The organism is Actinoallomurus spadix (genome assembly GCF_024055725.1).
Classification (GTDB): domain Bacteria; phylum Actinomycetota; class Actinomycetes; order Streptosporangiales; family Streptosporangiaceae; genus Actinoallomurus; species Actinoallomurus spadix.
The window spans coordinates 361,698-385,897 of sequence record NZ_JAMXMX010000005.1 but is presented as its reverse complement, the minus strand read 5'-3'; the positions used below and the strand labels follow the sequence as shown (position 1 = coordinate 385,897).

Here is a 24,200-nt window from a genome sequence, read left to right as displayed (position 1 = left end):
AGCGGTCGCTCCAGGACTGGCCGGCCGACAGCGTCGCGGTGCACCCACCGCCGCCACCGCCACCGCCACCGCCGCCTCCACCGCCTCCACCGCCGCCACCGGAGCCGCCGTCGGGGGCGACGGCGCGGCCGGTCTGCGGAGAGATCATCCCGGCGCACAGGCCCTTGCTCGCCAGCGTCTGCGCGATGCGCGGGATCGCGGCGAGCGTGTTGGCGGGCCACTCGTGCATGAGGATGACCTGGCCGTTGGTGAGCCGGGCGTTGGCCTGGACGATGGCGTCGGTGCTGGCGCCGTTCCAGTCCTGGGAGTCGACGTCCCAGATGATCTGCGTCAGGCCGTACTTGGCCTCGACCGACTGCAGGGTCGAGTTCGTCTCACCGTAGGGCGGGCGGAAGAGCTTCGGTGTGCCGCCGCCCGCGTTGGCGATGGCCTGCTGAGTCCGGGAGACCTCCGAGTCGATCTGCGACTGGCTCTCCTGGATCAGATGCGGGTGGGTGTAGCTGTGGTTCCCCACCCACATGCCGGCGTTGACCTCGGCCTGCACCTGGGACGGGTACGAGGCGGCGTACTGGCCCTCGTTGAACATCGTGGCCCGGAGGCCGTTCTGCCGGAGCGCGTTGAGGATGGCGGGGGTGTGGTCGTTGGACGGACCGTCGTCGAACGTGATGCCGACGTACCCGTTACACGTGGCGGCGTGCGCCGGGGCGGTGGCGCCGGTGACGGCGACGGTGCCCGCCACCGTCATCGCGGCGGCGGCCAGTCCGGTGACCAGGGAGCGTCTCGGAAGGAGCGGTCTGACTCGCATGCGGTGACTCCTCTCCAGGGGCTTCCGGGTCAGCTCGCGCTGCAGGAGACGGATGGCCAGGTGGTGCTGCCGTTCTTCTGGATGGTCATGCCCCAGTTGTTGCCGCTGCCGTTGGGTGTGGCGACGAGGGTCTGGGCGTTGGGGTAGCTGGCGCTGATGTTCCAGGTGGACATGACCTTTTCGGGGGAGGGGACGTTGACGGTGACGGTCCAGTTGCTGGAGCCGGAGACTGCGACGTTGAGGTTGTAGCGGTCGCTCCAGGACTGGCCGGCCGACAGCGTCGCGGTGCACCCACCGCCGCCGCCACCGCCACCTCCACCGCCTCCACCGCCGCCTCCACCGCCACCGCCGCCGCTGCCGGAGTCGCCGACGTTGATGTTGGAGTTGCCGCTGCTCTGGTAGCCCTCGGTCGCGAGGATCATGTAGTAGTTGAAGCTGCCGAGGTTCATCCCGTAACGGGCCCACGCGTCGAAGTGGTTGCCGGTGGTGATGGTTCCGCCGGTCCGCCTCGACTGCCGGACGCTCCAGTACTGGTTGAAGGTCTTGGTGCCTTCGACGGAGGGGGCGTTGTAGCGGGTCGTCTCGTAGATGTCGTACGTGCCGCCGTCACTGGTGACGGTGCCCTTGTACGTCCCCGTGGGCCGGTAGTTGCCCCAGTTGTCGACGATGTAGTACTCGACGAGCGGGTTCGACGTCCAGCCGTACAGGGAGAGATAGGCGTTCCCGGACGTGTTGAAGCTGCCGGAGTAGTTCACGGCGCGGCGCCCGCCGTTGCTCCAGCCCTTGCCGGCGACGAAGTTGCCGACGTTGCTCCATTGGGTGCTGTAGCTGCCGCCGCCCTTCAGGGTCATCGAGCTCGACCCGCCGCCGTCGCTCCAGAACGAGTAGTAGTAACCGCCGTCGTTGCCGGTCTGGTTCGAGCTGATGGTCGTGTCGGCGTACGCGGTGCCGGGCATGATCGCCGCGGCCGCCGCGAGTACGACGGCACAGGCGGTGCGGATGAGCGGCCTGGTGCGGCCGCGTCTGCGGATCTTGCGGTGTGCGGGGGCGTCGTTCATGTGCGTGTTTCCTCCTCATGAACGCTGGCGAAGCCGAGCCGTTACCCCACCGTGCGGAGCGCCGGGGCGGCGGCTCTGACGGCGGGAACGGCCGATCGATGAGCGAGTATGCGCCCGTGTTAAATCCGCGTCAACGATAGATTTCGAAAGGTTTTAGTCGTCTTGTGCGCCCTCGGCTGAGGCAGATGCTCGCTGACGAGGGGACTTCGTGCGCCAAGCGAGAAGACAGCCGGATGAAAATTCGTGAAAGCTGGATCGAACTGGCGAAGCTGTCGAAACGTTTCGAAGCTTCTCGGGGGTCGCGTGACGTCAGGCGGGCCGGTCGCGTCGGGCGCGCAGGGGCAGCCGGGTGGCGAAGTTGACCCCGAGGGTGTGGATGATCCCGGCGGGCCAGGACAGCAGCCAGAGCACCATGCCCGTATTCGAGGCGATGGTGTCCTTGTTCTCGGGCGCGCTGCCGATGAGCGCGAACGCGGCGACCGCCAGGACGAGGTAGACCGCGGCGGCGACGAACCAGGACGGCCGCCGGTGCCGGGCGCCGATGTAGGCGAACGACAGCCAGGTGCCCATGCCGAACAGCAGGGTCGGCAGCATCCAGAGGCTGTGCAGCACCTTCCACCCGTAGCCGTGCGGCGCGTGCACCGTCGGCGGGCCGGCCGCCATCCGCGGATCCGACCATCCGCTCATCGGCGGCGGAGGGTAGGCGGGCGGCGGACCGCCAGAGTTCGGCGCGCCCATGACGGACGCGCCGCCCGGCTGCCAGGATGATCCACCCACGGGCCGCGCGCCGTGTGACGGGGCCGCGTGCGACGACGCCGCCCCGTGCGACGCCGCGCCGTGTGACGGGGCCGCGTGGGACGCCGCCCCGTGCGACGCCGCGCCGTGTGAGTCGGCGGCGGCCGGCCAGGAAACGGGTACCGGCTGGTCCGCGAAGGTGGGGCGGGGGGCGGCCACCGAAGGCCGGTCATGAGGGGCGGTCAGCCGGGCGAGGGCACGGGAGTACAGGTGCGTGCCGCTCTGCCGGCCGGCCGTCAGGTCGATGTCGCCCAGGGGGCCGGGCGACGCGACGTGGGGCAGCAACCGGTCGTACGTCTGCTGGGCGTCCGCGGGGCGCCGCGCCGGGTCCTTCTCCAGTAGTTGCCGGAGCAGGGCGTTCAGCTCTTCCGGCAGGTCGTCGCGGTGCAGCGGGGCGGGGGCCTGTTCGAGCAGGAGGTGCATCAGCGCGGCCGGCGAGCCGGCTGTGAAGACCCGGTGGCCGGCGAGCATCTCGTACAGGACGCACCCGAGCGCGTACAGGTCCGTGCGCGCCGTCACCGGCCGGCCGTGCAGCTGCTCGGGCGCCATGTAGGCGAGGGTGCCGATGGGCTGCCCGGTCCGGGTGATCCGGGAGATCGTGGACTGGTCGACGAGCGCGGCCACGCCGAAGTCGAGCACCTTGACGGCGCCGTCACCGGTGAGCATGAGGTTCTGCGGTTTCACGTCCCGGTGGACGAGGCCGCCCTCGTGGGCGGCGGCCAGCACGGCCGTGACCTGCGCCGCGATCCCGGCCGCCCAGGCGACCGGGAGCGGTCCCTCCTCGGCCATGAGGTCACCGAGCGTACGGCCCGTGATGAGCTCCAGGACGAGGAACAGCCCGCCCTCGTATGTGCCGACGTCATAGACGGCGGGGACCCCGGGGGTCCGCAGCCCGGCGGTGACGGCGGCCTCGCGGGCGAACCGGCGGGCGAGCTCGTCCGGGTCGGTATGGCCGGCCAGGGCGTCGTCGGTGAGGACCTTGACGGCGACCGTGCGGTTCAGCCGCCGGTCCTCGGCCTCCCAGACCTGACCCATGCCGCCGCGGCCGAGCGGGCTCACCAGCTCGTAGCGCCCGGCCAGCACCGTGTGCGGCCCCAACGTTCCGTCCCCTCGCCGTGATGATCGACGCCCGAATCCCGAACCCTATGGGTTCGCGGGGTGAGATGTCTCGTCGTCCGGGGGTGCGAGGGTGCCTTCGGCCACCCCGTCGGCCAGGAGCTGTGCCAGCTCGGTGCCCATGGCGACGGTGGCGCGCAGTGCCGCCTCGAATTCCGCCATACGGCGGAACGCGGCGCCGTACCGGTGCTGCTCCTCCAGGGGCAGCCGGGGCACCTGGGCCCGCCGGATGTCGGCGCGGCCGATCGGCCCGGTCGACTGGACGATGGACGCGCGGGCGTTGGCCGAGCTGCGCAGGACCCCCGCGATGAAGTACGGATCCAGGTGCCGGGGGTCGACGCGCAGGAGGGTCAGCTGCGGTCCGAGCAGCGGCCCGCCGGTCTCGGCGACCCGTACGACGAACCGCCGGGCGACCGCGGCGACGAGCACGTCGCCGGCTTGGATGGGGATCCAGCGGGTGTCGCCCCGCGCCGCCCGGCCCGTCGGGGCGCGGCCCTCGACGACGTCCTCCGCGGTGAGCAGGGGCGGATCGCCGTCGCCGCCGTCTTCGGTGTCCCCGCGCATCGGCGCCTGGTGGATCGTCAGGTACCCGATGCGGGCGAGCTCCGACAGCGGAATCGACCGGGCCTCGCGATGCTCCGCCGACGGGGGCAGCGCCGGCACGAGGCGGCCGGCCCGGTCGAGGGTCGCGGCGAGGCGGTCGTGGGTCTCGGTGAAGCGTTCGGCGGTGTGCTCGGGCCGGGCAGGTGAGACGTGGCGGGACGGCGTGAGGTCGACCTCCTCGTCGAGGAGGTCGATGACGGGAACGGCGCGGCTGACGCCCGGGTCGTCGTGGCGGGGGTCGTCCGCGTGCCGCCGCCACGTGGCGGCGACCGTCTCGGGGTCGGAGCTGTCGATCATCAGGACGGTCGCCGGCGGGGTGTCGTCGGGGCGCCGTAGCAGCCACAGGTGGTGGGTCGCGGACAGTCCGACCACGCCGCGCAGCGCGCCCTTGCGGAGCAGCTCCGCGCGGATGCGGCGGCCGGGGCGGCGGCCGGCGGCGACCGCGGGCATGAGGACGACCGCGCGCCCGCCCGGCCCGAGATGGGCGAGGGCGTGCTGCACCCAGGCCAGCTCCGGCTCCAGGCGCGGCGGCAGGCCGTACTCCCAGCGCGGATCCGTCCTGAGCTCCTCGTGACCCCACGCGCGCTCGTGGAAGGGCGGGTCGCACAGCACGGCGTCGGCCAGCACGCCGGGGAACGCGTCCCGGCGCAGCGAGTCGCCCTCCCGGACGCCGGGGTCCGCGCCGAGGAGGGTGAGCCGGACGGCGGCCAGCCGGGCCACGTCCCCGTCGGTGTCCTGGCCGAGGAGGCGGCGCGGCTCACCGGTGTCACCGGTCATGGCGAGGAGGAGATCACCGGGACCGCAGGCGGGGTCGAGGACGGTGCGGGCGTCGCCGGCGAGTGCCGCCATCAGGGCGGGGATCTCCGGGGGAGTGGCCGAGATCCGGCGGGCCTGCGTCTCCCGGTAGCGGCCGAAGAGGAACGCGAAGGCCTCGGCCGCGCCCCGGGCGGCGGCGAGCTCGGTGAGCGCCCGGACGGTCTCGGCACTCAGCGGCGCCGGCGATCTCCCGGATGGCGGGGTCGTGGCCGTGTGGTGGTCCAGGAGGAGTTCGCCCGCGTCGGCCAGGACCTCGGCGATGCGCAGGTCGTCGTGGGCCTCGGCGCGCAGGTGCTGCCAGACCCGCTCTTCCAAGGGGAGCTCGTCGAGCTTTCGCTGGTCGCGCAGCCACGCCTCGACGTCGGCGAGTGCGAAGACGGGACTGGTCGGCGTCCCTCCGACGGGCTGGGGGAAGTCGTGATGCCGGCGGCGCCAGTTGCTCACGGCCGCCCGGCCGACCCCCGCCAGCCGCGCGATGTCGGCGGCGCTGACGGTTGCCTCGTCCTGCACGGTGCGTCGTTCCCTTCACGGTCCTGCCCGCGACCCGGCGTCCCCGCTGCCGCCCGGTCACCGTACCGCCCCATGATCGAACAGTCGACCACAACCGTCACAGTTGTTAATTGGATTCACATGTGCTTTTCTTGGCGATCGCCGGAACCGTCGGGCTCCGGGTGAGCATGATCAACTACTCGACCTTGGAGACCGGAGATGAAGTTCCCCCCTGCCCGTGGTGTCCGGACCGGTGCCGTCCTGGCCGCGGCCTCGGCCGCCGTCCTCGCGGTGGGCGGCTGCCAGAGCGGCGGAGGAAAGGACGACTCGGCCGGTCCGAAGGCCGCCTCGTCCTCTCCCGCGGCACCGAAGGCGCTGACGGGCACCGCGCTGAAGGCCCTCCTGCTACCGGCGGGGGCGATGCCGAAGGGTTTCCGCATCAGCTCCGACGGCTCGCGGGACACCGGCGACGGCGGCGTGGAGGTCTCCAACACCCCCGTTCCGGCCGCGAAGGTCTGTGAGGTGCTCGGTCAGACCTCCTGGATCCGGGTCACGAACATCAACAGCGCGGCGTTCGCGCAGAACGACTACGCCGACGCCGCGCAGAGCCAGCAGGTCGCGCAGGAGATCGACGCCTACCGCGGCGAGCGCGCGCGCCAGGCGATGGCGAAACTGCGCAGGGTGTTCGCCCACTGCGCGTCGTTCGTCGACCGGTCCGGCAGCCCGGCCGCCAAGGTCAGGGTGCGGACGACCGCGCTGCACGGCGTGGGCGACGAGGCCGTCAAGGCGGTCGAGACGTCCCCCACCTGGGAGGGCGGCATGACCCTGGCCGCGGTCCGGGTCGGTGACGTGATCGTCACCACGCTGTACAGCTCCAGCCACGCGGACAAGGGCGCCCCCGCGGTCACCATGGCCACGAAGATCGCCAAGAAGGTCCAGGCCGCGAGCTGAGGATCTTCATTACGGTGAGATGGAGCGGTGAGTCATACCTTCCCGCTCCTGCCCGCGCTCGCCGTGATCCTCGCCGGGGTCCTGCACGCCACCTGGAACGCGCTCGCCAAGGCGGCGGCCGACCGGTACGCCGGGTTCGCGCTGATCGGAATCGCGCAGGCGGGCGCGGGCCTGCTGATGCTGTCCCTGGCCGCGGTGCCCGCGCGGGCCTCCTGGCCGTGGCTCGCGACCTCGGTCGCCCTGCACGCGGTGTACACCTGGCTGCTCGCGCGCTCGTACGAGCTCGGCGACTTCAATCAGGTCTACCCGCTCGCGCGCGGGACCGGGCCGCTGATCGTCGCGTTCGTCGCCGCCACCGCGCTCGGTGAGCGGCTGACCCTGACGCAGTTGGCCGGGGTGGCGGCGATCTGCGGTGGGCTGGGCGCGCTGGCGTTCGCCGGGGGAGCGTCGGCGCGGCGGTGGCCCGCGATCGGCGCGGCGGTGCTGACGGGTGTCTCGATCGCGGGGTACACGCTGGTCGACGGCGTGGGCGTACGGCACGCGGGCACGGCGACCGGGTACAGCGGCTGGTTGTTCTTCGGGATGGGGCCCGCCGTCGTCGCGTGGGTGACCGTGGCGCGCGGCCGGTCGATGTGGCCCGGGGTACGGGCGCAGTGGCGGCTCGGGCTGCCCGGCGGGCTGATCTCGGTGCTGGGGTACGGGATCGTGGTCTGGGCGCAGACGCGCGGCGCGCTGGCGGCGGTGGCGGCCCTGCGCGAGACCGGGGTGATCACCGGTGCGATCATCGGCGCCGTCTTCTTCCACGAGCGCATGGGCCTGCCGCGGCTGGCGGCCGCCGGCGTCGTCGTCGCGGGGGTCGCTCTGATCAACGTGCGCTGAGGGTGTCGCCCCTGTCGTTCCGGTTGCGGCTCCGATGGCTATCGGTTATCTATATGGCTAACCGTTAGAGGTGATGACTCGTGCAGGACGTCGTGCTGGCGCTGCTGGCCAAGGAGCCCTCCCACGGCTACGAGCTGCGGTCCCGGCTCCAGGAGGCCCTCGGCCCCGTCGGGGACGCGCTCAACGCCGGTCAGGTCTACGTCACGCTCACCCGGCTGGAGAAGGCCGGCCTGGTCACGGCCGAGCACGTCGGCCAGGCCCACCGGCCGGACCGGAAGGTGTACGCGCTGACGGCCGAGGGTCGCGGGCGCGTCGACGCCTGGCTCGCGGACCTGACCTGGGGCAAGCCGAGCGAGTTCCATCTGAAGCTGGTCGCCGCCGCGGCGGCCCGGCTGGCCGACCCCGTGGACCTCGTGGAGGCACAGCGCGGAGAACTGCTGCGCCGGCTCGCCGAGGTCCAGCGCGCCGTCCTGAACGAGCCGGACGGCTCGGTGGCGGCGCCGCTCATCGAGGGCGTCGCCCTGCGGTTGGAAGCCGACCTGCGCTGGCTCGACGCCTGCGCCCGGTACTGGGAGCGGAAGGGCTGACCATGGCGATACTGCGGGCTCACGGGCTGCGCAAGGACTACGGCAAGGGGACGGGGCTGGTCCGCGCCGTCGACCACGTCGACCTGGACGTGGCGGCGGGCGAGACCGTCGCCGTCGTGGGGCCGAGCGGGTGCGGCAAGTCCACGCTGCTGCACCTGCTCGGCGGCCTCGAACGGCCGACGGGCGGGGAGGTGTGGCTCGGCGAACAGCGGATCGACCGGATGCCGGAGGCCGGGCTGGCCCGGCTGAGGCGGCACGCGCTCGGCTTCGTGTTCCAGGGGTTCGAGCTCGTCGACGAGCTCACCGCCCGGGAGAACGTCGAACTGCCCGCCCTGCTCGCCGGCGAGAGCCCCCGCGTCGCGCGCCGGCGTGCCGCCGCCCTGCTGGAACGGGTCGGGCTGGCGGACCGCGCGGCCCACCGGCCCATGGCGCTGTCCGGCGGGCAGCGGCAGCGCGTCGCGGTCGCCCGCGCCCTGATCGGCCGGCCGCGGATCGTGCTGGCCGACGAGCCCACCGGCAACCTCGACAGCGCCGCGACCACCGAGGTGCTGCGGCTGTTCACCGCCCTGCGCGCCGAGGGCCAGACCCTGCTGATCGTCACGCACGACTCGCGCGTCGCGGCCACGGCGGACCGCGTGGTCACCATGCGGGACGGCGCGCTCGTCGGCCGGACGCACCTCGCCGGCGCGGGTGGCGGGACCGGGGCGTTCGCCGGGCTGGAGGGCTGATGGGCGTGCTCCTGCTGGTGGCCCGGCTGGCCCTGCGCGACCTGCGCCGCCGCCGGGGCGAGGCCCTGATCCTGCTCATAGCGCTCACGGCGACCACGACGACGCTCGCCCTCGGCCGTACGGTCGGCGGCGGCGCCGACCGGCCCTGGGAGCGGACGCGCGCGGCGACGGCCGGGCCCGACGCCGTGGCGACGTCCGCGAACGCGGCCGACCTCGCCGCGCTCGCGCACGCGCCCGGAGTCACCGCCTCGGCCGGGCCGTACGCCACGGTCTTCGTCGACGACCTGCGCGTCCGGGACGTCCGCGTCACCGCCCTCGTACAGGGACGCGACGGCCCCGGCGGGCCCGTCGACCGGCCGCAGGTCACCTCGGGAACGTGGGCGCGCCGCGGCGGCGTCGTCGTCGAGCGCGCCTTCGCGACCGCCCTTGGAGTACGGCCCGGCGACGGGCTGAGCATCGCGGGCCGCCGCCTGACCGTCGCGGGCGTCGCGGTGACGGCCGGCCGGGTGCCCTACCCCTCCAGCACGCCGGGGCTGGTCTGGGCGACCAGGGCCGACCTCCGCCGGCTCGGCCGGCCGATGACCTCCCACGTCATGCCGCTCCGGCTCGCCGACCCGTCCGCCGCGCCGTCGTTCGCCGCCGCGCACCGGGGCGTCCGCGCCTGGCAGGACATGGGCGCGTCCGCGACCGCCGAACTGCACCTCGTCGACCAGGCGCTCATGACGGGGACCTGGGCGCTCGCCCTGCTCGCCGTGGCCTGCGTCACCATCCTCGTCGGCGGACGTCTCGCCGACCAGACCCGGCGCGTCGGGCTGCTCAAGGCCGTCGGGGCGGCACCCCGGATCGTCGCGGCCGTGCTGCTCGCCGAGTACGCCGTGCCGGCCGTCGCCGCCTCCGCCATCGGCCTGGTCGCCGGCTGGGCGGCCGCGCCGCTGCTCGCACGGCCGAGCGCGGGACTCGTCGCCGGCGGACGGCCCGGTGTCACCGTCGGGACGGCCGCCCTGGTCCTGGCCGTCGCGGTGGCGGTCACCGGCGCGGCGACCCTGGTCCCCGTCGTCCGCGGAACCAGGATGAGCACCACGCGGGCCCTGGCGGGTCCGGCGCGCCCGCCGCGGCGTTCGGCGGGCCTGATCCGGCTGTCCGCCCGGCTCCCGGTGCCGCTGCTGCTCGGTCTGCGGCTGGCGGCCCGGCGGCCGCGCCGCTCCGCGCTCGCGCTGGCCAGCCTGGCCGTCACCGCGGCCATGGTGGTCGCGGCGATCGCCCTGCACGGTGACATCGCCCACAAGGACGCCCGGACCACCGGCCCGATGTTCGTGCCAGGAGCAGAGAACCCGGTGACCCGGCAGGTGAACCAAGTGGTGATCGTCATGACGCTCGCGCTCGTGGTCCTCGCGGCGGTCAACGCCGTGCTGATCGCGTGGGCCGGCTCGATCGACGCCCGGCGGCCGGGCGCGCTCGCCCGGGCCCTGGGCGCGACGCCGGGCCAGCTGACGGCGGGGCTGTCGGCGGCACAGCTCCTCCCGGCGGCGCTCGCCGGCGTGCTGGGGATCCCGCTCGGACTGGCCGTCTACGCCGGGGCGCGGGCCGCCGCGGGTGTTCCGGGCGGTGCGGCGATCCCGTACGCCTGGCTGCCCGCCGTGGTCCCGGGAACGGTCGTCGTGGTCGCCCTGCTCACCGCCCTGCCCGCCCGCCTGTCCGGGCGGCGTCCCATCGCCGAGGTCCTGCGCGCCGACTGACCGGGAGACCCGCGCGCGGGGCCGTCCCGCGCGCGGGTTTCGACGGCGTGGCCGGGGAATCGGGGGAGCATGGCGAAATTCGGATACTTCCTCTCGTGCGAAGAGCACTCACCGAAAGACCTGGTCCGGCAGGCGAAGCTGGCCGAAGAGGCGGGCTTCGATGCCCTGTGGATCTCCGACCACTACCATCCGTGGCTCGACGAGCAGGGGCAGAGCCCGTTCGTCTGGTCGGTCATCGGCGCCCTGTCCCAGGTCACCACGCTGCCGATCACGACGGCGGTGACCTGCCCCCTGGTCCGTACGCCCCCGGCGATCGTCGCCCAGGCCGCCGCGACCAGCGCGGTCCTCACCGACGGCCGGTTCGTGCTCGGCGTGGGCACCGGTGAGGCGCTGAACGAGCACATCGTCGAGTCGCGCTGGCCCCCGGCCGAGGAGCGCCAGGAGATGCTCGAAGAGGCCGTCGAGGTGATGCGGGAGCTGTGGACCGGCAGGCTCGTCAGCCACCACGGGCGGTACTACAACGTCGACACGGCGCGCCTGTACACCCTTCCCGACGAGCCGCCGCCGATCTACATGTCCGGTTTCGGGGAGAAGGCCGCGACCCTGGCCGGGCGGATCGCCGACGGGTTCGTCTGCACCATGCCGGACAAGGAGCTGCTGGAGACCTTCCGGTCGGCCGGGGGCGAGGGCAAGCCGGCCCAGGGCGGGCTGAAGGTCTGCTGGGGCCGGGACGTCGCGAGCGCGCGCAAGACCGCGCACCGGCTGTGGCCGAACGAGCAGCTGCCCGGTGAGGCGGCCCAGCTGCTGCCGCTGCCGCGGCACTTCGCCGAGCTGTCCCAGGTCGTCACCGAGGAGATGATCGAACAGAACCTGCCCTGCGGCCCGGACCCGGAACGGCACCTCCAGGCGATCCGCGAGTACGTCGACGCCGGTTACGACGAGGTCTACGTCAACCAGATCGGGCCGGACCAGGAGGAGTTCTTCGCCTTCTACGCCGAACAGGTGCTGCCCGAACTCGCCTGAGCGCAACTCCTCGCGCCGGAGAGGTGTGAGACCGGCGGCGAGGGTAGGGAGCGGCAAGGAGGGATCACCATGCCATACCACCAGGCCATCCTTATCGGGGCATCGCGCAATCCGTTCGGCCATGTGACCTACATCGGGGTACTCGGCGTCGTCGGCTGCATCGCGGCCGTGCTCGTGATCATGGTGTGGATCTTCATGACGATCCGCGCGGGGCGGAACCCGACGCAGAGCGGCGCCCGCGGCCAGGGCACCAAGCGCGGCGACAACACCGGCGGCGTGGTCTACGGCAGCCCTGCCCAGGTCAACCGCCGCGACGAGGCCCCTCGGCAGGAATGAGAAGAGGGACGAAGCCCCTCGGCAGGAGTGAGACGAGGCCGGTGCGGAACTTCCCGCACCGGCCTCTTACGCGCCCGCCGCCGTCCCCGTCGAGCACGCCGGCGGGCGGGCGGTTCTCACGTTCCGGCGGCGCGCGCGGCGGCCCCGACGCCGAGCTCCGCCGCGAACCAGTCGAGGGTCCGCCGCAGGCCGGCGTCGCGCGGCACGGCCGGCCGCCAGCCGAGCCGTTCCCGGGCCAGGGTCGTGTCGGGGCGGCGCACCCCGGGGTCGTCGACGGGCCGGTCGACGAACTCGATCGGCGAGTCCGAACCGGCCAGGTCGCGGATGCTCTCCGCGAGCTCCAGGATCGTCATCTCCTCCGGGTTGCCGATGTTCACCGGCCCGGGAAGGTCGCTGCGGGCCAGCGCGAGGATGCCGTTCACCGTGTCGTCGACGTAGCAGATCGACCGGGTCTGGCCGCCGTCCCCGGCGACCGTGAGCGGCTCGCCGAGCAGTGCCTGGCGCATGAACGTCGGGATCGCCCGGCCGTCGTGCGGGCGCATCCGCGGGCCGTACGTGTTGAAGATCCGGACGATGCCGGTGTTCACGCCCCGGCTGTTGCGGTACGCCGTCGTCAGCGCCTCGCCGTAGCGCTTGGCCTCGTCGTACACGCTGCGCGGGCCGACCGGGTTGACGTTGCCCCAATAGTCCTCGCGCTGCGGGTGCCGCAGCGGGTCCCCGTACACCTCGCTGGTGGAGGCCAGGATGAACCGCGCGCCCTTCTCCCGCGCCAGGCCGAGCGCGTGCAGCGTGCCGAGCCCGCCGACCTTCAGCGTCTCCAGCGGAAGCTTCAGGTAGTCGATGGGCGACGCCGCCGACGCGAAGTGCAGCACGAGGTCCACGTCGCCGGGGACGTGCACGAAGCCGGTGACGTCGCACTCGATCAGCCGGAACCCGGGACGGCCCATCAGGTGGGCGACGTTCTGCGGGGAGCCGGTCAGGAAGTTGTCCAGGCAGATGACCGACGTGCCCTGCGCGAGCAGGCGCTCGCAGAGGTGCGAACCGAGGAACCCCGCCCCGCCGGTGACCACCGCTCGTTCCGTCATCGGGTCTCACCTCCGTGAGTGCTCGCCGTCTCGCGGACCCGCGCGACCAGACGGCTCGTCGAACGACCATCGAGATAGGGCAGGAGGACGACCTCTCCGCCGTGGCGGCGGACGACGCCCGCCTCCACCAGGTCACCGCCCGAGTAGTCGGCGCCCTTGACCCACACGTCGGGGCGCAGGCGCTCCAGCAGCTCGACGGGCGTCAGCTCGTCGAACACCGCCACCGCGTCGACGCACTCCAGCGCCGACAGCACCCGGGCACGGTCGCTGACTGGCACCAGCGGCCGGTCGGGACCCTTCAGCGCGCGTACGGACGCGTCCGAGTTGATACAGACCACCAGGCAGTCGCCGAGACGGCGGGCCTCCCGCAGCATGCTGACGTGACCGGCGTGCAGCAGGTCGAAGCAGCCACCGGTGGCCACGACCCGGCCGCCGCGCTCGCGGACCCGCCGGACGACCTCCCAGGGCTCACCGCCGGCCGGCGCCGCGGGCGGCTCCGGGGCCGCCGGTCGGGTCTCCGTGCCGGAGACGGCTCCGGCGCCACCGGCGGCGACGAACGCGCTCGCGTACCGCACCGCCTCCGTGACCGCCTCGGTGACGAGGCCGCCTCCGTGCAGCACGTGGGCGGCGGCGGCCGCGAACGAGTCGCCCGCTCCGCAGGTGTCGGCCCGGTCGGTGATCCCGGTCTCCGGGGCGGGCGCCACGAACGGCACGCCGTCGCCGACCGACAGCAGCGCGCCGCGGTCACCGAGGGTCACGGCGACACCGCCGACCTCCCAGCGTGCCACGAGCGTGGCGGCGTCCCGGGCGGCCTGGGCGAACCCCTCGTCGCCCGCGGCCGGCTCGTCGCCGGCGAAGGCGCGGGCCTCGGCGCGGTTCGGCGTCACGAGGCGGGTGCGGGGCAGCGGCGCGGCCCCGCGCGGATGCGGGTCCCACACGATCGGCGTGCGACCGGACATGCCTGCCAGCAGCCGCCGGATCTCCGGGTGGGCGGTCACCCCGCGCCCGTAGTCGGAGACGAGGACGGCGCCGGCCCGCTCCAGCGCCGTCGCGACCCGCGGGCCGACCGGGCCGTCGGCCGCGCGCCCGTCGCCGGTGTCGAGGCGGACGAGCGACTGCCCGGCGGCACGGACGCGGATCTTGCTGGGCGTCGTGCCCCTCATCGGCAGCGGGACGAGTTCGACGCGCGAGGCGAGGAGGTCGCGGACGCGCCGCCCGGACCGGTCGTCGCCGAGCGCGGTGATCATGACGACGTCCCGGCCGGTCAGGCGGGCGGCCAGCGTCGCGGCCAGCCCGGCGCCGCCCGCGCGATGTCGCTCACGCTGGCAGTCGACGACGGGGACGGGGGCGTCCGGGGTCAGCCGTTCGGCGGATCCCTCGAGGTCGACGTCGAGCAGGACGTCGCCGATGACGACCAGCGGGCCGCCCCTCATACGGCCTCCTCGGCTTCGCGGCCCAGGCCCAGCACGCGGCGCGCGCCGTCGGCGGCGCCGCGCACGCTCGTTCCGTCGGTGCTGCCGTGCGCCGTCGAGCCGTCACCGGTCCCGTGCGCCATCGCCCCGTCGGCGGTGTCCCGCCGCATCGCCCCGTCACCGGTCCCGCGCGCCCTCGCGCCGTCACCGGCGCGGTGCGCCGTCGAGCCGTCACCGGTCGCGCACCTCACCGTGCCGTCGGCGGTGCCGCACACGACCGCGTCGATCGCGGCGCACAGCATGTGGATCGCGGCCAGGTGCACCTCCTGGACGGTGGCGGTCGACGGCGCCTCGACCGTGACCGCCTCGGCGCAGACCCCCGCCAGGGGGTTCGGGCCGGGACCGGTCAGCGCCCAGGCCCGCACACCGACCTCGGCGGCGGCCCTGGCGGCGGCGATGACGTTGCGGCTGCTGCCGCTCGTGGACAGGCAGATCAGCACGTCGCCGGGCCGGCCGTGCGCCCGCACCTGCCGGGCGAACATCTCCTCGTGGCCGTAGTCGTTGCCGATCGCGGTCAGCGCCGAGATGTCGGTGTGCAGCGGGATCGCCGCGAACGGCCGCCGCTCGGTCTGGTACCGGCCGACGAGCTCGGCGGTCAGGTGCTGGGCCTGTTCGGCGCTGCCGCCGTTTCCGCAGGCGAGCAGGCGCCCGCCGTCCTCCAGGACGGTCGCCAGCCGCCGCCCCCAGCTCTCGAGGCGGGGGGTCTGGGCCTGGAATCGCCGCAGCGCCTCTTCGAGCGCGGTGAGATGTGAATCGATCATGACCGTGCTCCTTCCGCGAAGGCCAGCCGTTCCCGCGCCGTCTCGATGACCTGCTCGTAGACGGACTCCGTCTCGGCCGCGACCCGGTCCCACGAGTACCGGCCGTGGGCGTGCTCGGCCGCCGCGCGGCTCAGGGAACGCCGTAGCCCGGCGTCGCCGAGCAGCCGGCGCAGGCTCGCGGCCAGCTCGTCCGGCCGCCGGGGCGGCACGCGCAGTCCGGTGACGCCGTCGAGGACCGTGTCGAGGTGCCCGCCCACCGCCGAGGCGACGACGGGCACGCCGCAGGCCATCGCCTCGATCGGGACGATGCCGAACGGCTCGTACCAGGGGACGGAGACGACGACGTCCGCCGAGCGGACCAGCGCCGGGATCTCGTCGTGCGCGACCCGGCCCAGGAAGACCACGCGGTCGGTCACGCCGTACTCCTCCGCCAGGCTCATCAGCCGGCGCGCCTCCGGGTCGTCGCCCAGCCTGGAGCGTTCCGGCCCGCCCGCGATCAGCAGGTCCGCGTCCGGGACGCGGCGCATCGCCTCGAGGAGGGTGTCGACGCCCTTGCGGGGGACCAGCCGGCCGACCGTCAGGACGCGCGGCCGGGCGCCGTCACGCTCGGACACGGGACCGTCCGGGCGGAAACGCTCGGTGTCGACCCCGCAGGGCACGACAAAGACACGGTCCGGCGGCACGCCGTACGCGCCCAGCTCCCGGACCTCATCGGTGCAGGTCGCCACCACCGCGGTGGCGTCGCGCCCGACCTGGCCCTCCAGGCGCACCCGGCCGGCCGGGCTCGTGTCGGCGTCCCGCTGGTAGCGGCGCTTGACCCGGCCGAGGGCGTGGAACGTCTGCACCACCGGCACGCCGTGGTCACGGGCGCCGCCGAGGGCGGCGAGCCCGCTCATCCAGAAGTGGGCGTGCACGATGTCGGGGGGTCTGCTCAGCCATCGCCGCCCCAAGTGCGCCGCGAAGTCGGTCATGTACGGCAGCAGGTCGTCCTTGGGGATCGGTCGTGCCGGGCCCGCCGGTACGTGTTCGACCGTCACCCCGGGCGCGAAGGGCACCGAGTCCGGCAGGTCGGCGTCGTCGCGGCGCGTGTGGACGACGACCTCGTGGCCGCGCTCCGCCAGCGCGACGGCGAGCGCTCCCACATGGACGTTCTGGCCTCCCGCATCGGCGCCGCCCAGCGTCGCGAGCGGACTGGCGTGCTCCGAGACCATGTCGATGTTCAAGAGTCACTCCTTTATCAGCGGGCCATACGGACGCCGTTGCCGAGGAGCGCTGCCTCAAACACTGACTGAACGCAGCAAAGAGGGGCGCGACGTGCGGAACTGGGACTTCGTCCAGTTCGTGTCAAGCCCCGAGACGCCTTGTGTAACTGCGGAAACGCACCGTGAGCTGGCCCTCAGCCGCGTCCAGGACGCCGCTGAGGGCCAGTCACCCGCTCTCGGAAGCCTTAACAAATCATTACCGTCCGGACGCCTACCCGGGATGCTCCCGGCAATGGAACTGACAGGCGCGGTTTACCGCCCGAGCCCCAGGGCACTGGCCTGCGGGAACGAATGCGGACGAGGAGGGACTCTGTGCGAGTGCTCGGCGTCAATGCCGTCTTCCACGACCCGGCGGCGGCGCTCGTCGTCGACGGGCACGTGGTGGCCGCCGCGGAGGAGGAGCGGTTCAGCCGCCGCAAGCACGGCAAACGGCCGGTGCCGTTCTCCGCCTGGGAGCAGCCGGTGGAAGCGGCCCGCTGGTGCCTGCGGCAGGCAGGGCTGACGCCCGACCGGATCGACCTCGTCGGCTACTCCTACGACCCGTCGCTCGTCCTCCCACCCGAGGAGATGGGCGTCGACGACCCCTGGGACCACCTCCGCACGATGTACGCGAAGGAGGCGCCGGGCTTCCTCGCCGACGCGCTGCCGGGCCTGGATCCCGGCAAGGTCCGGTTCGTGCCGCACCACGTCGCGCACGCCGCCTCCGGCGGGCTCGCGGTCTCCACCGCCGAACCGCGCAGCGTCCTCGTGTGCGACGGGCGCGGCGAGCAGGCCTCCCACCTCGCGGGCCGGTACGACGGCGGCCGGCTCGACGTGCTGGCCGGTCAGCGGCTCCCGCACTCGCTCGGCCTGATGTACGAGGACCTCACCGCCCACCTCGGGTTCCTGCGCTCCTCCGACGAGTACAAGGTCATGGCGCTCGCGTCGTACGGCAAGCCGCGCTTCCTCGACCAGCTGCGTGCCGCCGTCCGGGCCACCGGCGACGGCGGGTTCGTCACCGAGCGGATCGACTGGGCAGAGCTCGCGCCGCGCCGCCGCTCCGACGAGGACTGGACGAGCGCGCACGCCGACCTGGCCGCCAGCGTGCAGCGCCGACTCGAGGAGGTCCTGCTCGACCTCGCCCACTGGTTGCACGGGCGCACCGGCGACCGGATCCTCACCATGGCCGGCGGCACCGCGCTGAACTGCGTCGCCAACACCGTGCTGCACCGCGAGGGCCCGTTCGAGGAGGTCTGGGTGCAGCCCGCCGCCGGCGACGCGGGCACCGCCCTCGGAGCCGCCCTCCACGTGGCCGCCACCGAGGGCGAGCCCCTGGATCCCATGCCCGGCGCGGACCTCGGCCGCGGCTTCACCGACGAGGAGATCGAACGGGCGCTGCGCACCGCGCGACTGCCGTACGAGCGGCCCGCCGACCTGGCCGACACGGTCGCGGAGGTCCTCGCCGGCGATGGCGTCGTCGCCTGGTTCCAGGGCCGCGCCGAGTACGGCCCGCGCGCTCTCGGGCATCGTTCGCTGCTCGCTCACCCCGGCCGCAAGGCCAACCTCGAACGCCTCAACGACGTCAAGGGCCGCGAGCAGTTCCGGCCGGTCGCCCCGATGGTGCTGCTGGAGCGCGCCCCAGAGATCTTCACGCGGGGCCCGATCCCCAGCCCGTACATGCTGTTCGTGCACGACGTCGCGCCGCAGTGGCAGGACCGCATCCCGGCCGTCGTCCACGTCGACGGCACCGCGCGCGTCCAGACCGTCGACTCCGGCCGGGAGCCGCTCGTCGCCGGCCTGCTGACCGCCTTCGAGCGGCGCACGGGCCTGCCGGTGCTGGTCAACACCAGCCTCAACACCGCAGGGCGGCCGATCGTCGACGACATCAAGGACGTCCTGGAATGCTTCGGCGCGACCCCGATCGACCTGCTCGCCATCGGCCCGTTCGTGGTGAGGCGACCGTGAGCGCGGGACTGGAGAACGCGGCGCGGGCCCGCGCCGCGAGCACGGACGAGGAGACCGGCGTCACGTACGCCGTCGTGATCCCCACGCTCGTCCGCCCCTGCCTGGACGCCTGCCTCGAGGCGCTGGCCACGGCGTCCGGGCCGCTCCCCGCCGAGATCGTCCTGGTCGACGACCGGCGCTCCGCCGAGGGCGGCACGCCGATCCGGGTTCCCGAGCCGCTCCTGTCCCGTACGCGGGTGGTCGCCGCCGGCGGGCGGGGACCGGCGGCGGCGCGCAACCTCGGCTGGCGGCGCACGTCCGCCCCGTGGGTGGTGTTCCTCGACGACGACGTACGCGTGGGCCCGGACTGGCGGGACCGCCTCGCCGCCGACCTCGCGGAGCGGCCCGCGCGCGTCGGCGGCGTGCAGGGCCGGATCCGGGTCCCGCTGCCCGAGGACCGGCGGCCGACGGACTGGGAGCGGGGGACGGCGGGGCTGGCCGAGGCCCGGTGGATCACCGCGGATCTGGCCTACCGCCGCGAGGCTCTCGTGGAGTGCGGCGGCTTCGACGAGCGCTTCCCCCGCGCGTTCCGGGAGGACGCCGACCTCGCGCTCCGGGTCCTGCGGGCCGGCTGGCTGATGGAGCGCGGCGAGCGCACCACCACCCATCCCGTACGGCCCGCATCACCCTGGATCAGCGTCCGCACCCAGGCCGGCAACGCCGACGACGCGCTGATGCGCGCCCTGCACGGCCCGGACTGGTACGAACGCGCCGGGGAGATCCGCGGGCGGCGGCCCCGGCACCTGGCGATCACCGTCGCCGGGCTCGCCGCGCCGGCCCTGGCCGCCGCCGGACGCCGGCGCCTCGCGCTGGCCGCGGCGGCCGGCGCCCTCGCGGGCGTCGCGGAGTTCGCCGCCGCGCGCGTCAAGCCGGGGCCCCGCACGCCGCGCGAGGTCGCGGTGATGACGGCGACGAGCCTGGCGATCCCGCCCGCCGCCACCTGGCACTGGCTGCGCGGCCTGGTCGCGGCGCGGTCCGCCGCCCCCTGGCCGCCGCCGGTGAAGGCCGTGCTGTTCGACCGGGACGGCACCCTCATCCACGACGTCCCGTACAACGGGGATCCCGGCAAGGTCGAGCCGGTGCCCGGCGCGAAGGAGGCCCTCGACCTCGCCCGGCGCTCCGGGCTGCGCGTCGGCGTCATCACGAACCAGTCCGCGATCGCCCGCGGCCTGGCCACCGAGGCCGAGGTCGCCAAGGTCAACGCGCGGGTGACCGAACTGCTCGGCCCGTTCGACACGTGGCAGCAGTGCCCGCACGGCGAGCACGACGGCTGCGACTGCCGCAAACCGGCCCCGGGCATGGTGCTGCGGGCGGCGGCCGACCTCGGCGTCGCGCCCGAGGAGTGCCTGGTCGTCGGCGACATCGGCGCCGACGTCGCGGCGGCGCGGGCCGCCGGGGCGCGCAGTGTCCTCATCCCGACGCCGCAGACCCGGCCGGAGGAGACCGACGGCGTACGCCGGTCGGCCGGCCTGGAGGAGGCCGTCCGCTACGGCCTTGCCGGCGGTACCGGCGCGGCGGTGTGGCATGAGTGACGACGGGGCGGCGCGGCGCTCGCTCGCCGTGGGCGGCGGCCGGGAGGCGCGGCGTTCGCTCGTCGTGCGCCTGGACAACGCCGGTGACGTGCTGCTCGCCGGCCCGGCCGTCCGCGCCGTCGCCGCGCACTCCGCGCACGTCACCATGCTCGTGGGGCCGCGCGGCGAGGCCGCGGCCCGGCTCCTGCCCGGCGTCGACGAGGTCGTCGTGTGGCGCGCCCCGTGGGTCGACCTCCAGCCGCCGCCGGTCCACCGCGGCGAGATCGACGCGCTCGTGGACCGGCTGGCCGCGGGGCGCTTCGACGACGCGCTGATCCTGACGTCCTTCCACCAGTCGCCGCTGCCGACCGCGCTGCTGCTGCGGCTCGCCGGTGTCACGCGGACGGCCGCGATCAGCGTCGACTACCCCGGCGCGCTGCTCGACGTACGGCACCGGCTGGACGACGACGTCCCGGAGGCCGAGCGCGGCCTGTCACTGGCCCGCGCGGCCGGGTTCGCGCTCCCGCCGGGCGACGACGGCCGCCTGGCCGTGCGCACGCCGCTGCCCGACGTGCGGCACCTGACCGGCGAGGACCGGTACGTCGTCCTCCACCCGGGCGCGTCGGTCCCGGCGCGGGCCTGGCCCGGCCGGCGCTGCGCCGAGGCGGTGGAGGAGCTGACCGGACGCGGGTGGCGGGTCCTCGTCACCGGCACCGCCGGCGAACGCGACCTGACGGACCGTGTCGCGGGGGACACCGGCGTCGACCTGGGCGGCCGTACGGGCATGGCCGAACTCGCCGCCGTCCTCGCCGGGGCGGCCGTGGTCGTCGTCGGCAACACCGGCCCGGCGCACCTGGCCGCCGCCGTACGGACGCCGGTCGTGTCGCTGTTCGCGCCCGTCGTCCCGGCGGCGCGGTGGGCGCCCTACGGCGTGCCGTACGTCCTGCTCGGTGACCAGAACGCCGCCTGCCGCGACACCCGGGCACGCGAGTGCCCCATTGACGGACATCCCTGCCTGACGGAGGTCACGGCGCAGGAAGTGGCCGACGCCGTCGAAAAGCTGGCCATCGAGGTGAACCGATGAGGGTGCTGATCTGGCACGTCCACGGGTCGTGGGCGACCGCCTTCGTCCAGGGGCCGCACACGTACGTGCTGCCCGTGACGCCGGACCGCGGACCGGACGGTCTCGGCCGGGCCCGTACGTGGGAGTGGCCGGCGAACGCCGTCGAGGTACCGCCCGAGCGGCTCCGCGACGAGGAGATCGACGTCGTCGTCCTCCAGCGGCCCCACGAGGAGAGGCTGGTCGAGGAGTGGCTGGGCCGCCGGCCCGGCGTGGACCTGCCCGCGGTGTACGTCGAGCACGACGCGCCGTGGGGCGACGTGCCGCTGACCCGGCACCCGATGGCCGACCGGCCGGAGCTCCTTCTCGTCCACGTCACCCACTTCAACCGGCTGATGTGGGACAACGGGCGCACGCCGACCGCCGTCGTCGAGCACGGCATCGTCGACCCGGGCCCCCGGTGGACCGGGGAGCTCGAGCGGGCGGCCGTCGTCGTCAACGAACCGCTGCGGCGCGGCCGGTACGTCGGCACCGACCTGCTGCCGTACTTCGCCGACGGTGCCGGCCTGGACGTCTTCGGGATGAAGGTCGAGGAGCTGCCCGGCCGGCTCGGCCTGCCCGGCGCCCGCGCGTACGAGGACCTGCCCCAGGAGTACATGCACGAGGAACTCGCCCGGCGGCGCGTCTACCTGCACCCGATCCGGTGGACCTCCCTCGGCCTGTCGCTGCTGGAGGCCATGCACCTCGGCATGCCGGTCGTGGTGCTGGCCACCACCGAGGTCGTCGAGGCGGTGCCCCGCGAGGCGGGCATCATCTCCACCCGCCCCGACCGGCTCCGCGAGGGCCTGCGGCGGCTGCTGGCCAACCATGAGGAGGCCGCTCAGCTCGGCAAGGCCGCCCGCGCCGCCGCGCTGGAACGCTACGGCCTGAAGCGCTTCCTCGCCGACTGGGAGCGGATCCTGGCCGAGGTGACCCGGTGACGTCCGTCCTGATGCTGCGCGCCCTCGGCCTGGGCGACTTCCTCACCGGCGTGCCCGCCTACCGCGCGCTGCGCCGGGCGTACCCGCGCGCCGAGACGGTCCTGGCGGCCCCGGAGGCGCTGCGGCCCCTCGCGGCGCTGACCGGGGCGATCGACCGGCTCCTGCCGGCCGGCGAGCTGCGCCCGATCCCGTGGGACTGGCCGCCGCCGGACGTCGCCGTGGACCTGCACGGCAACGGCCCCGCCAGCCACCGGCTGATCGACGCGACCGGCGCGGCGGTCCGCATGATGTACGCCTCCGCGGCCGCCCCGGACGTCGACGGGCCGTGGTGGGACGAGGAGGAGCACGAGGTCGCGCGGTGGTGCCGTCTCGTCGGGCGGTGGGGGATCCCGGCCGACCCGGGCGACCTGCGCCTGCGCGTCCCGGCGGAGGAGCCGCCGGTCCGCCGGGCGGCCGTGGTGCACCCGGGCGCGGCCTACCCCGCCCGCCGCTGGCCGCCGGATCGCTTCGCGGCCGTCGCCCGCGCGCTGGCCGGCGAGGGCCGCCCCGTGGTGATCACCGGGACCGCCGGGGAACGCGACCTGGCGGCGGCCGTGGCCGAGGCCGCCGGGCTGCCCGCCGCCTCGGTGCTCGCCGGAACGACCGGCCTGACGGGCCTGGCGGCCCTCGTCGCCGACGCCGCCGTCGTGGTCAGCAACGACACCGGCGTCTCGCACCTGGCCACGGCGTACGGCGTGCCGTCCGTGACGTTGTTCGGCCCGGTGTCCCCGGCGCTGTGGGGCCCGCCGGAGGGCGGACCGCACGTCGCCCTGTGGCACGGCACCGGCGGCCGCCCGGGGAACGCCCACGGCACCGAGACCGATCCGCGCCTGCTCCAGATCACCGTCGAGGAGGTCCTCGCCGCCCTGACGTCCCTCCGCGAGCCGGCGGCCTGACCGGCCGTTCCGTCCGGTGCCGGTCCGTGACCCGCCGCGACCGTTCGTCGACGAGGGCCGTTGCAGAGCCCCGTCGCCGCCGGGGCGGTGCGTACCGACACGGCGCGTTGCGTACCCGTGCCACTGGGCACGGGAACCCGCGCGGAACCGGATTTGACCAGGTCATCACGTCGGTGAGGAGTGGCCGTGGGCGCGCGCACGGCGGGCGTCCGGCGGGCCCGGCGCGCCGTTTCCGGTGCGAACGGCACGGGTACGCCCCGGGGCCGGAACGGGGGGTTCTATGGACGACGCGCCTGGGCGTACGGGGGTGTGGCCGGTCGGTGCGCCCGGCCCGGTTCACGACGCGCCGCCGGCCCTGCGATTCGCGTACGGCACGAACGGATTCACCGGGCACCGGCTCGACGACGCGGTCGCCGTCCTCGCCGACCTCGGCTACGACGGGGTCGCGATCACTCTCGACCACCACCACCTCGACCCGTTCCTCCCGGAACTGCGGCGGCGCGCCACGGCGCTCGCCCGGCGGCTCGACCTCCTCGGCCTCGGCGTGGTCGTCGAGACCGGGGCGCGGTACCTGCTCGACCCCCGGCGCAAACACCAGCCGACGCTGCTGTCCGACCATCCCGAGCCGCGCCTCGACCTGTTGCGGCGGGCGGTGGACGTCGCCGCCGAACTGGGCGCCGAGGCGGTGTCCCTGTGGTCCGGCGCGCTTCCCCCCGGCCTGTCGCCCGAGACCGGCTGGGAACGCCTGGTCACCCGCTGCGCGCGGGTCGTCACGGCGGCCGAACACCGCGGGGTGACGCTCGCGTTCGAGCCGGAGCCCGGCATGCTCGTGAACACCCTCGACGGCGCCTTCGACCTGTGGCGTCACCTCGGTGAGCCGCCCGCGCTGCGGCTCACCCTGGACATCGGCCACTGCCGCTGCAACGAGAGCGAGCCGGCCGACGCCTGCGTCCGCCGGGCCGCGCCGCTGCTCGCGCACGTCCAGATCGACGACATGCGCCGGGGCGTCCACGAGCACCTGGAGTTCGGCACGGGAGAGGTCGAGTTCTCGCCCGTCCTGCGCGAACTCCTGGCGGCCCGCTACTCCGGGCTGGTCGCGGTCGAACTGCCCCGGCACTCTCACGACGCTCCGGCCGTCGCCGCCCGGTCGCTGCGGTTCCTGCGCGCGGCCCTCGCCCAGGCCGACACCATGCCAGCGGGATGGCCGACGTGACGGGCGGCGCGCCGCG

21 protein-coding genes are annotated in these 24,200 nt (G+C 74.5%); 13 read left to right on the top strand and 8 right to left on the bottom strand.

Going from position 1 to position 24,200, the window contains the following annotated elements:
* The 4 genes from NE235_RS09630 to NE235_RS09615 form a co-directional block, all read right to left on the bottom strand.
* A partial coding sequence (locus NE235_RS09630; protein ID WP_252800858.1) for a polysaccharide deacetylase family protein occupies positions 1-805 on the bottom strand: 805 nt, incomplete at its 3' end.
* Positions 806-834: 29 nt separating this feature from the next.
* Positions 835-1,863, bottom strand: a complete 1,029-nt coding sequence (locus tag NE235_RS09625; RefSeq protein WP_252800856.1) for a glycoside hydrolase family 11 protein — start codon at positions 1,861-1,863, stop codon at positions 835-837.
* Between the two features lie 309 nt (positions 1,864-2,172).
* Positions 2,173-3,756: a serine/threonine-protein kinase gene (locus NE235_RS09620; protein WP_252800854.1), complete on the bottom strand. Its 1,584-nt coding sequence runs from the start codon at positions 3,754-3,756 to the stop codon at positions 2,173-2,175.
* Positions 3,757-3,801: 45 nt separating this feature from the next.
* Positions 3,802-5,703: an N-6 DNA methylase gene (locus NE235_RS09615; protein WP_252800852.1), complete on the bottom strand. Its 1,902-nt coding sequence runs from the start codon at positions 5,701-5,703 to the stop codon at positions 3,802-3,804.
* Positions 5,704-5,901: 198 nt separating this feature from the next.
* Here NE235_RS09615 and NE235_RS09610 point away from each other — a divergent pair, with 198 nt between their 5' ends.
* The 7 genes from NE235_RS09610 (at position 5,902) to NE235_RS09580 (ending at position 11,922) form a co-directional block, all read left to right on the top strand.
* On the top strand, positions 5,902-6,633 hold the full coding sequence (locus NE235_RS09610; protein WP_252800850.1) for a hypothetical protein: 732 nt from the start codon (positions 5,902-5,904) through the stop codon (positions 6,631-6,633).
* Between the two features lie 27 nt (positions 6,634-6,660).
* On the top strand, positions 6,661-7,512 hold the full coding sequence (locus NE235_RS09605; protein ID WP_252800848.1) for an EamA family transporter: 852 nt from the start codon (positions 6,661-6,663) through the stop codon (positions 7,510-7,512).
* 80 nt (positions 7,513-7,592) lie between these two features.
* On the top strand, positions 7,593-8,099 hold the full coding sequence (locus tag NE235_RS09600; RefSeq protein ID WP_252800846.1) for a PadR family transcriptional regulator: 507 nt from the start codon (positions 7,593-7,595) through the stop codon (positions 8,097-8,099).
* Positions 8,100-8,101: 2 nt separating this feature from the next.
* Complete coding sequence (locus NE235_RS09595; RefSeq protein ID WP_252800844.1) at positions 8,102-8,827, top strand: ABC transporter ATP-binding protein; 726 nt, start codon at positions 8,102-8,104, stop codon at positions 8,825-8,827.
* Complete coding sequence (locus NE235_RS09590) at positions 8,827-10,563, top strand: ABC transporter permease (RefSeq protein ID WP_252800841.1); 1,737 nt, start codon at positions 8,827-8,829, stop codon at positions 10,561-10,563. The genes NE235_RS09595 and NE235_RS09590 overlap by 1 nt, the downstream gene beginning before the upstream one ends.
* 69 nt (positions 10,564-10,632) lie before the next feature.
* Positions 10,633-11,586: an LLM class F420-dependent oxidoreductase gene (locus tag NE235_RS09585; RefSeq protein ID WP_252800840.1), complete on the top strand. Its 954-nt coding sequence runs from the start codon at positions 10,633-10,635 to the stop codon at positions 11,584-11,586.
* Between the two features lie 69 nt (positions 11,587-11,655).
* The gene (locus NE235_RS09580; RefSeq protein WP_252800837.1) at positions 11,656-11,922 is read left to right on the top strand and encodes a hypothetical protein; all 267 of its coding nucleotides are present in this window, start codon (positions 11,656-11,658) and stop codon (positions 11,920-11,922) included.
* A gap of 116 nt (positions 11,923-12,038) precedes the next feature.
* Here NE235_RS09580 and NE235_RS09575 read toward each other — a convergent pair whose 3' ends face one another.
* Genes NE235_RS09575 through NE235_RS09560 form a run of 4 tightly spaced genes read right to left on the bottom strand, consistent with a single transcriptional unit; the run spans position 12,039 to position 16,463 of the window.
* Entirely contained in the window at positions 12,039-13,007 is a 969-nt protein-coding gene (locus NE235_RS09575; protein ID WP_252800835.1) for a UDP-glucuronic acid decarboxylase family protein, read from the bottom strand.
* Positions 13,004-14,440, bottom strand: a complete 1,437-nt coding sequence (gene rfaE2 / locus NE235_RS09570; RefSeq protein WP_252800833.1) for a D-glycero-beta-D-manno-heptose 1-phosphate adenylyltransferase — start codon at positions 14,438-14,440, stop codon at positions 13,004-13,006. The genes NE235_RS09575 and rfaE2 overlap by 4 nt, the downstream gene beginning before the upstream one ends.
* On the bottom strand, positions 14,437-15,240 hold the full coding sequence (locus NE235_RS09565) for a D-sedoheptulose-7-phosphate isomerase (RefSeq protein WP_252800830.1): 804 nt from the start codon (positions 15,238-15,240) through the stop codon (positions 14,437-14,439). The genes rfaE2 and NE235_RS09565 overlap by 4 nt, the downstream gene beginning before the upstream one ends.
* A complete protein-coding gene (locus tag NE235_RS09560) occupies positions 15,237-16,463 on the bottom strand; it encodes a glycosyltransferase (RefSeq protein ID WP_252800828.1) in 1,227 nt (408 codons plus the stop codon). Before NE235_RS09560 ends, NE235_RS09565 begins: the two co-directional genes overlap by 4 nt.
* A gap of 351 nt (positions 16,464-16,814) precedes the next feature.
* Here NE235_RS09560 and NE235_RS09555 point away from each other — a divergent pair, with 351 nt between their 5' ends.
* The 6 genes from NE235_RS09555 to NE235_RS09530 all read left to right on the top strand — a co-directional run bounded on the left by NE235_RS09555 (position 16,815) and on the right by NE235_RS09530 (position 24,184).
* Positions 16,815-18,446 (top strand): carbamoyltransferase family protein, encoded by a 1,632-nt coding sequence (locus NE235_RS09555; protein WP_252800826.1) that lies wholly within the window; start codon positions 16,815-16,817, stop codon positions 18,444-18,446.
* Positions 18,443-20,017 carry an HAD-IIIA family hydrolase gene (locus tag NE235_RS09550; RefSeq protein ID WP_252800824.1) on the top strand — a complete coding sequence of 525 codons (1,575 nt, stop codon included), beginning with the start codon at positions 18,443-18,445 and terminating at the stop codon, positions 20,015-20,017. Before NE235_RS09555 ends, NE235_RS09550 begins: the two co-directional genes overlap by 4 nt.
* Positions 20,010-21,080 carry a glycosyltransferase family 9 protein gene (locus NE235_RS09545; RefSeq protein ID WP_252800822.1) on the top strand — a complete coding sequence of 357 codons (1,071 nt, stop codon included), beginning with the start codon at positions 20,010-20,012 and terminating at the stop codon, positions 21,078-21,080. Before NE235_RS09550 ends, NE235_RS09545 begins: the two co-directional genes overlap by 8 nt.
* The gene (locus NE235_RS09540; protein ID WP_252800820.1) at positions 21,077-22,036 is read left to right on the top strand and encodes a glycosyltransferase; all 960 of its coding nucleotides are present in this window, start codon (positions 21,077-21,079) and stop codon (positions 22,034-22,036) included. Before NE235_RS09545 ends, NE235_RS09540 begins: the two co-directional genes overlap by 4 nt.
* Positions 22,033-22,971 carry a glycosyltransferase family 9 protein gene (locus NE235_RS09535; protein WP_252800819.1) on the top strand — a complete coding sequence of 313 codons (939 nt, stop codon included), beginning with the start codon at positions 22,033-22,035 and terminating at the stop codon, positions 22,969-22,971. The genes NE235_RS09540 and NE235_RS09535 overlap by 4 nt, the downstream gene beginning before the upstream one ends.
* Before the next feature lie 280 nt (positions 22,972-23,251).
* Positions 23,252-24,184 carry a sugar phosphate isomerase/epimerase family protein gene (locus NE235_RS09530; RefSeq protein WP_252800817.1) on the top strand — a complete coding sequence of 311 codons (933 nt, stop codon included), beginning with the start codon at positions 23,252-23,254 and terminating at the stop codon, positions 24,182-24,184.
* The last annotated feature ends 16 nt before the right edge of the window (positions 24,185-24,200 follow it).

Bases quoted from the DNA above. Each gene is read 5' to 3' on its own strand.
- rfaE2 (WP_252800833.1), bottom strand. From the start codon at position 14,440: ATGAGGGGCGGCCCGCTGGTCGTCATCGGCGACGTCCTGCTCGACGTC.
- NE235_RS09530 (WP_252800817.1), top strand. From the start codon at position 23,252: ATGGACGACGCGCCTGGGCGTACGGGGGTGTGGCCGGTCGGTGCGCCC.
- NE235_RS09595 (WP_252800844.1), top strand. From the start codon at position 8,102: ATGGCGATACTGCGGGCTCACGGGCTGCGCAAGGACTACGGCAAGGGG.
- NE235_RS09540 (WP_252800820.1), top strand. From the start codon at position 21,077: ATGAGGGTGCTGATCTGGCACGTCCACGGGTCGTGGGCGACCGCCTTC.
- NE235_RS09585 (WP_252800840.1), top strand. From the start codon at position 10,633: ATGGCGAAATTCGGATACTTCCTCTCGTGCGAAGAGCACTCACCGAAA.
- NE235_RS09575 (WP_252800835.1), bottom strand. From the start codon at position 13,007: ATGACGGAACGAGCGGTGGTCACCGGCGGGGCGGGGTTCCTCGGTTCG.
- NE235_RS09545 (WP_252800822.1), top strand. From the start codon at position 20,010: ATGAGTGACGACGGGGCGGCGCGGCGCTCGCTCGCCGTGGGCGGCGGC.
- NE235_RS09625 (WP_252800856.1), bottom strand. From the start codon at position 1,863: ATGAACGACGCCCCCGCACACCGCAAGATCCGCAGACGCGGCCGCACC.
- NE235_RS09565 (WP_252800830.1), bottom strand. From the start codon at position 15,240: ATGATCGATTCACATCTCACCGCGCTCGAAGAGGCGCTGCGGCGATTC.
- NE235_RS09580 (WP_252800837.1), top strand. From the start codon at position 11,656: ATGCCATACCACCAGGCCATCCTTATCGGGGCATCGCGCAATCCGTTC.
- NE235_RS09590 (WP_252800841.1), top strand. From the start codon at position 8,827: ATGGGCGTGCTCCTGCTGGTGGCCCGGCTGGCCCTGCGCGACCTGCGC.
- NE235_RS09610 (WP_252800850.1), top strand. From the start codon at position 5,902: ATGAAGTTCCCCCCTGCCCGTGGTGTCCGGACCGGTGCCGTCCTGGCC.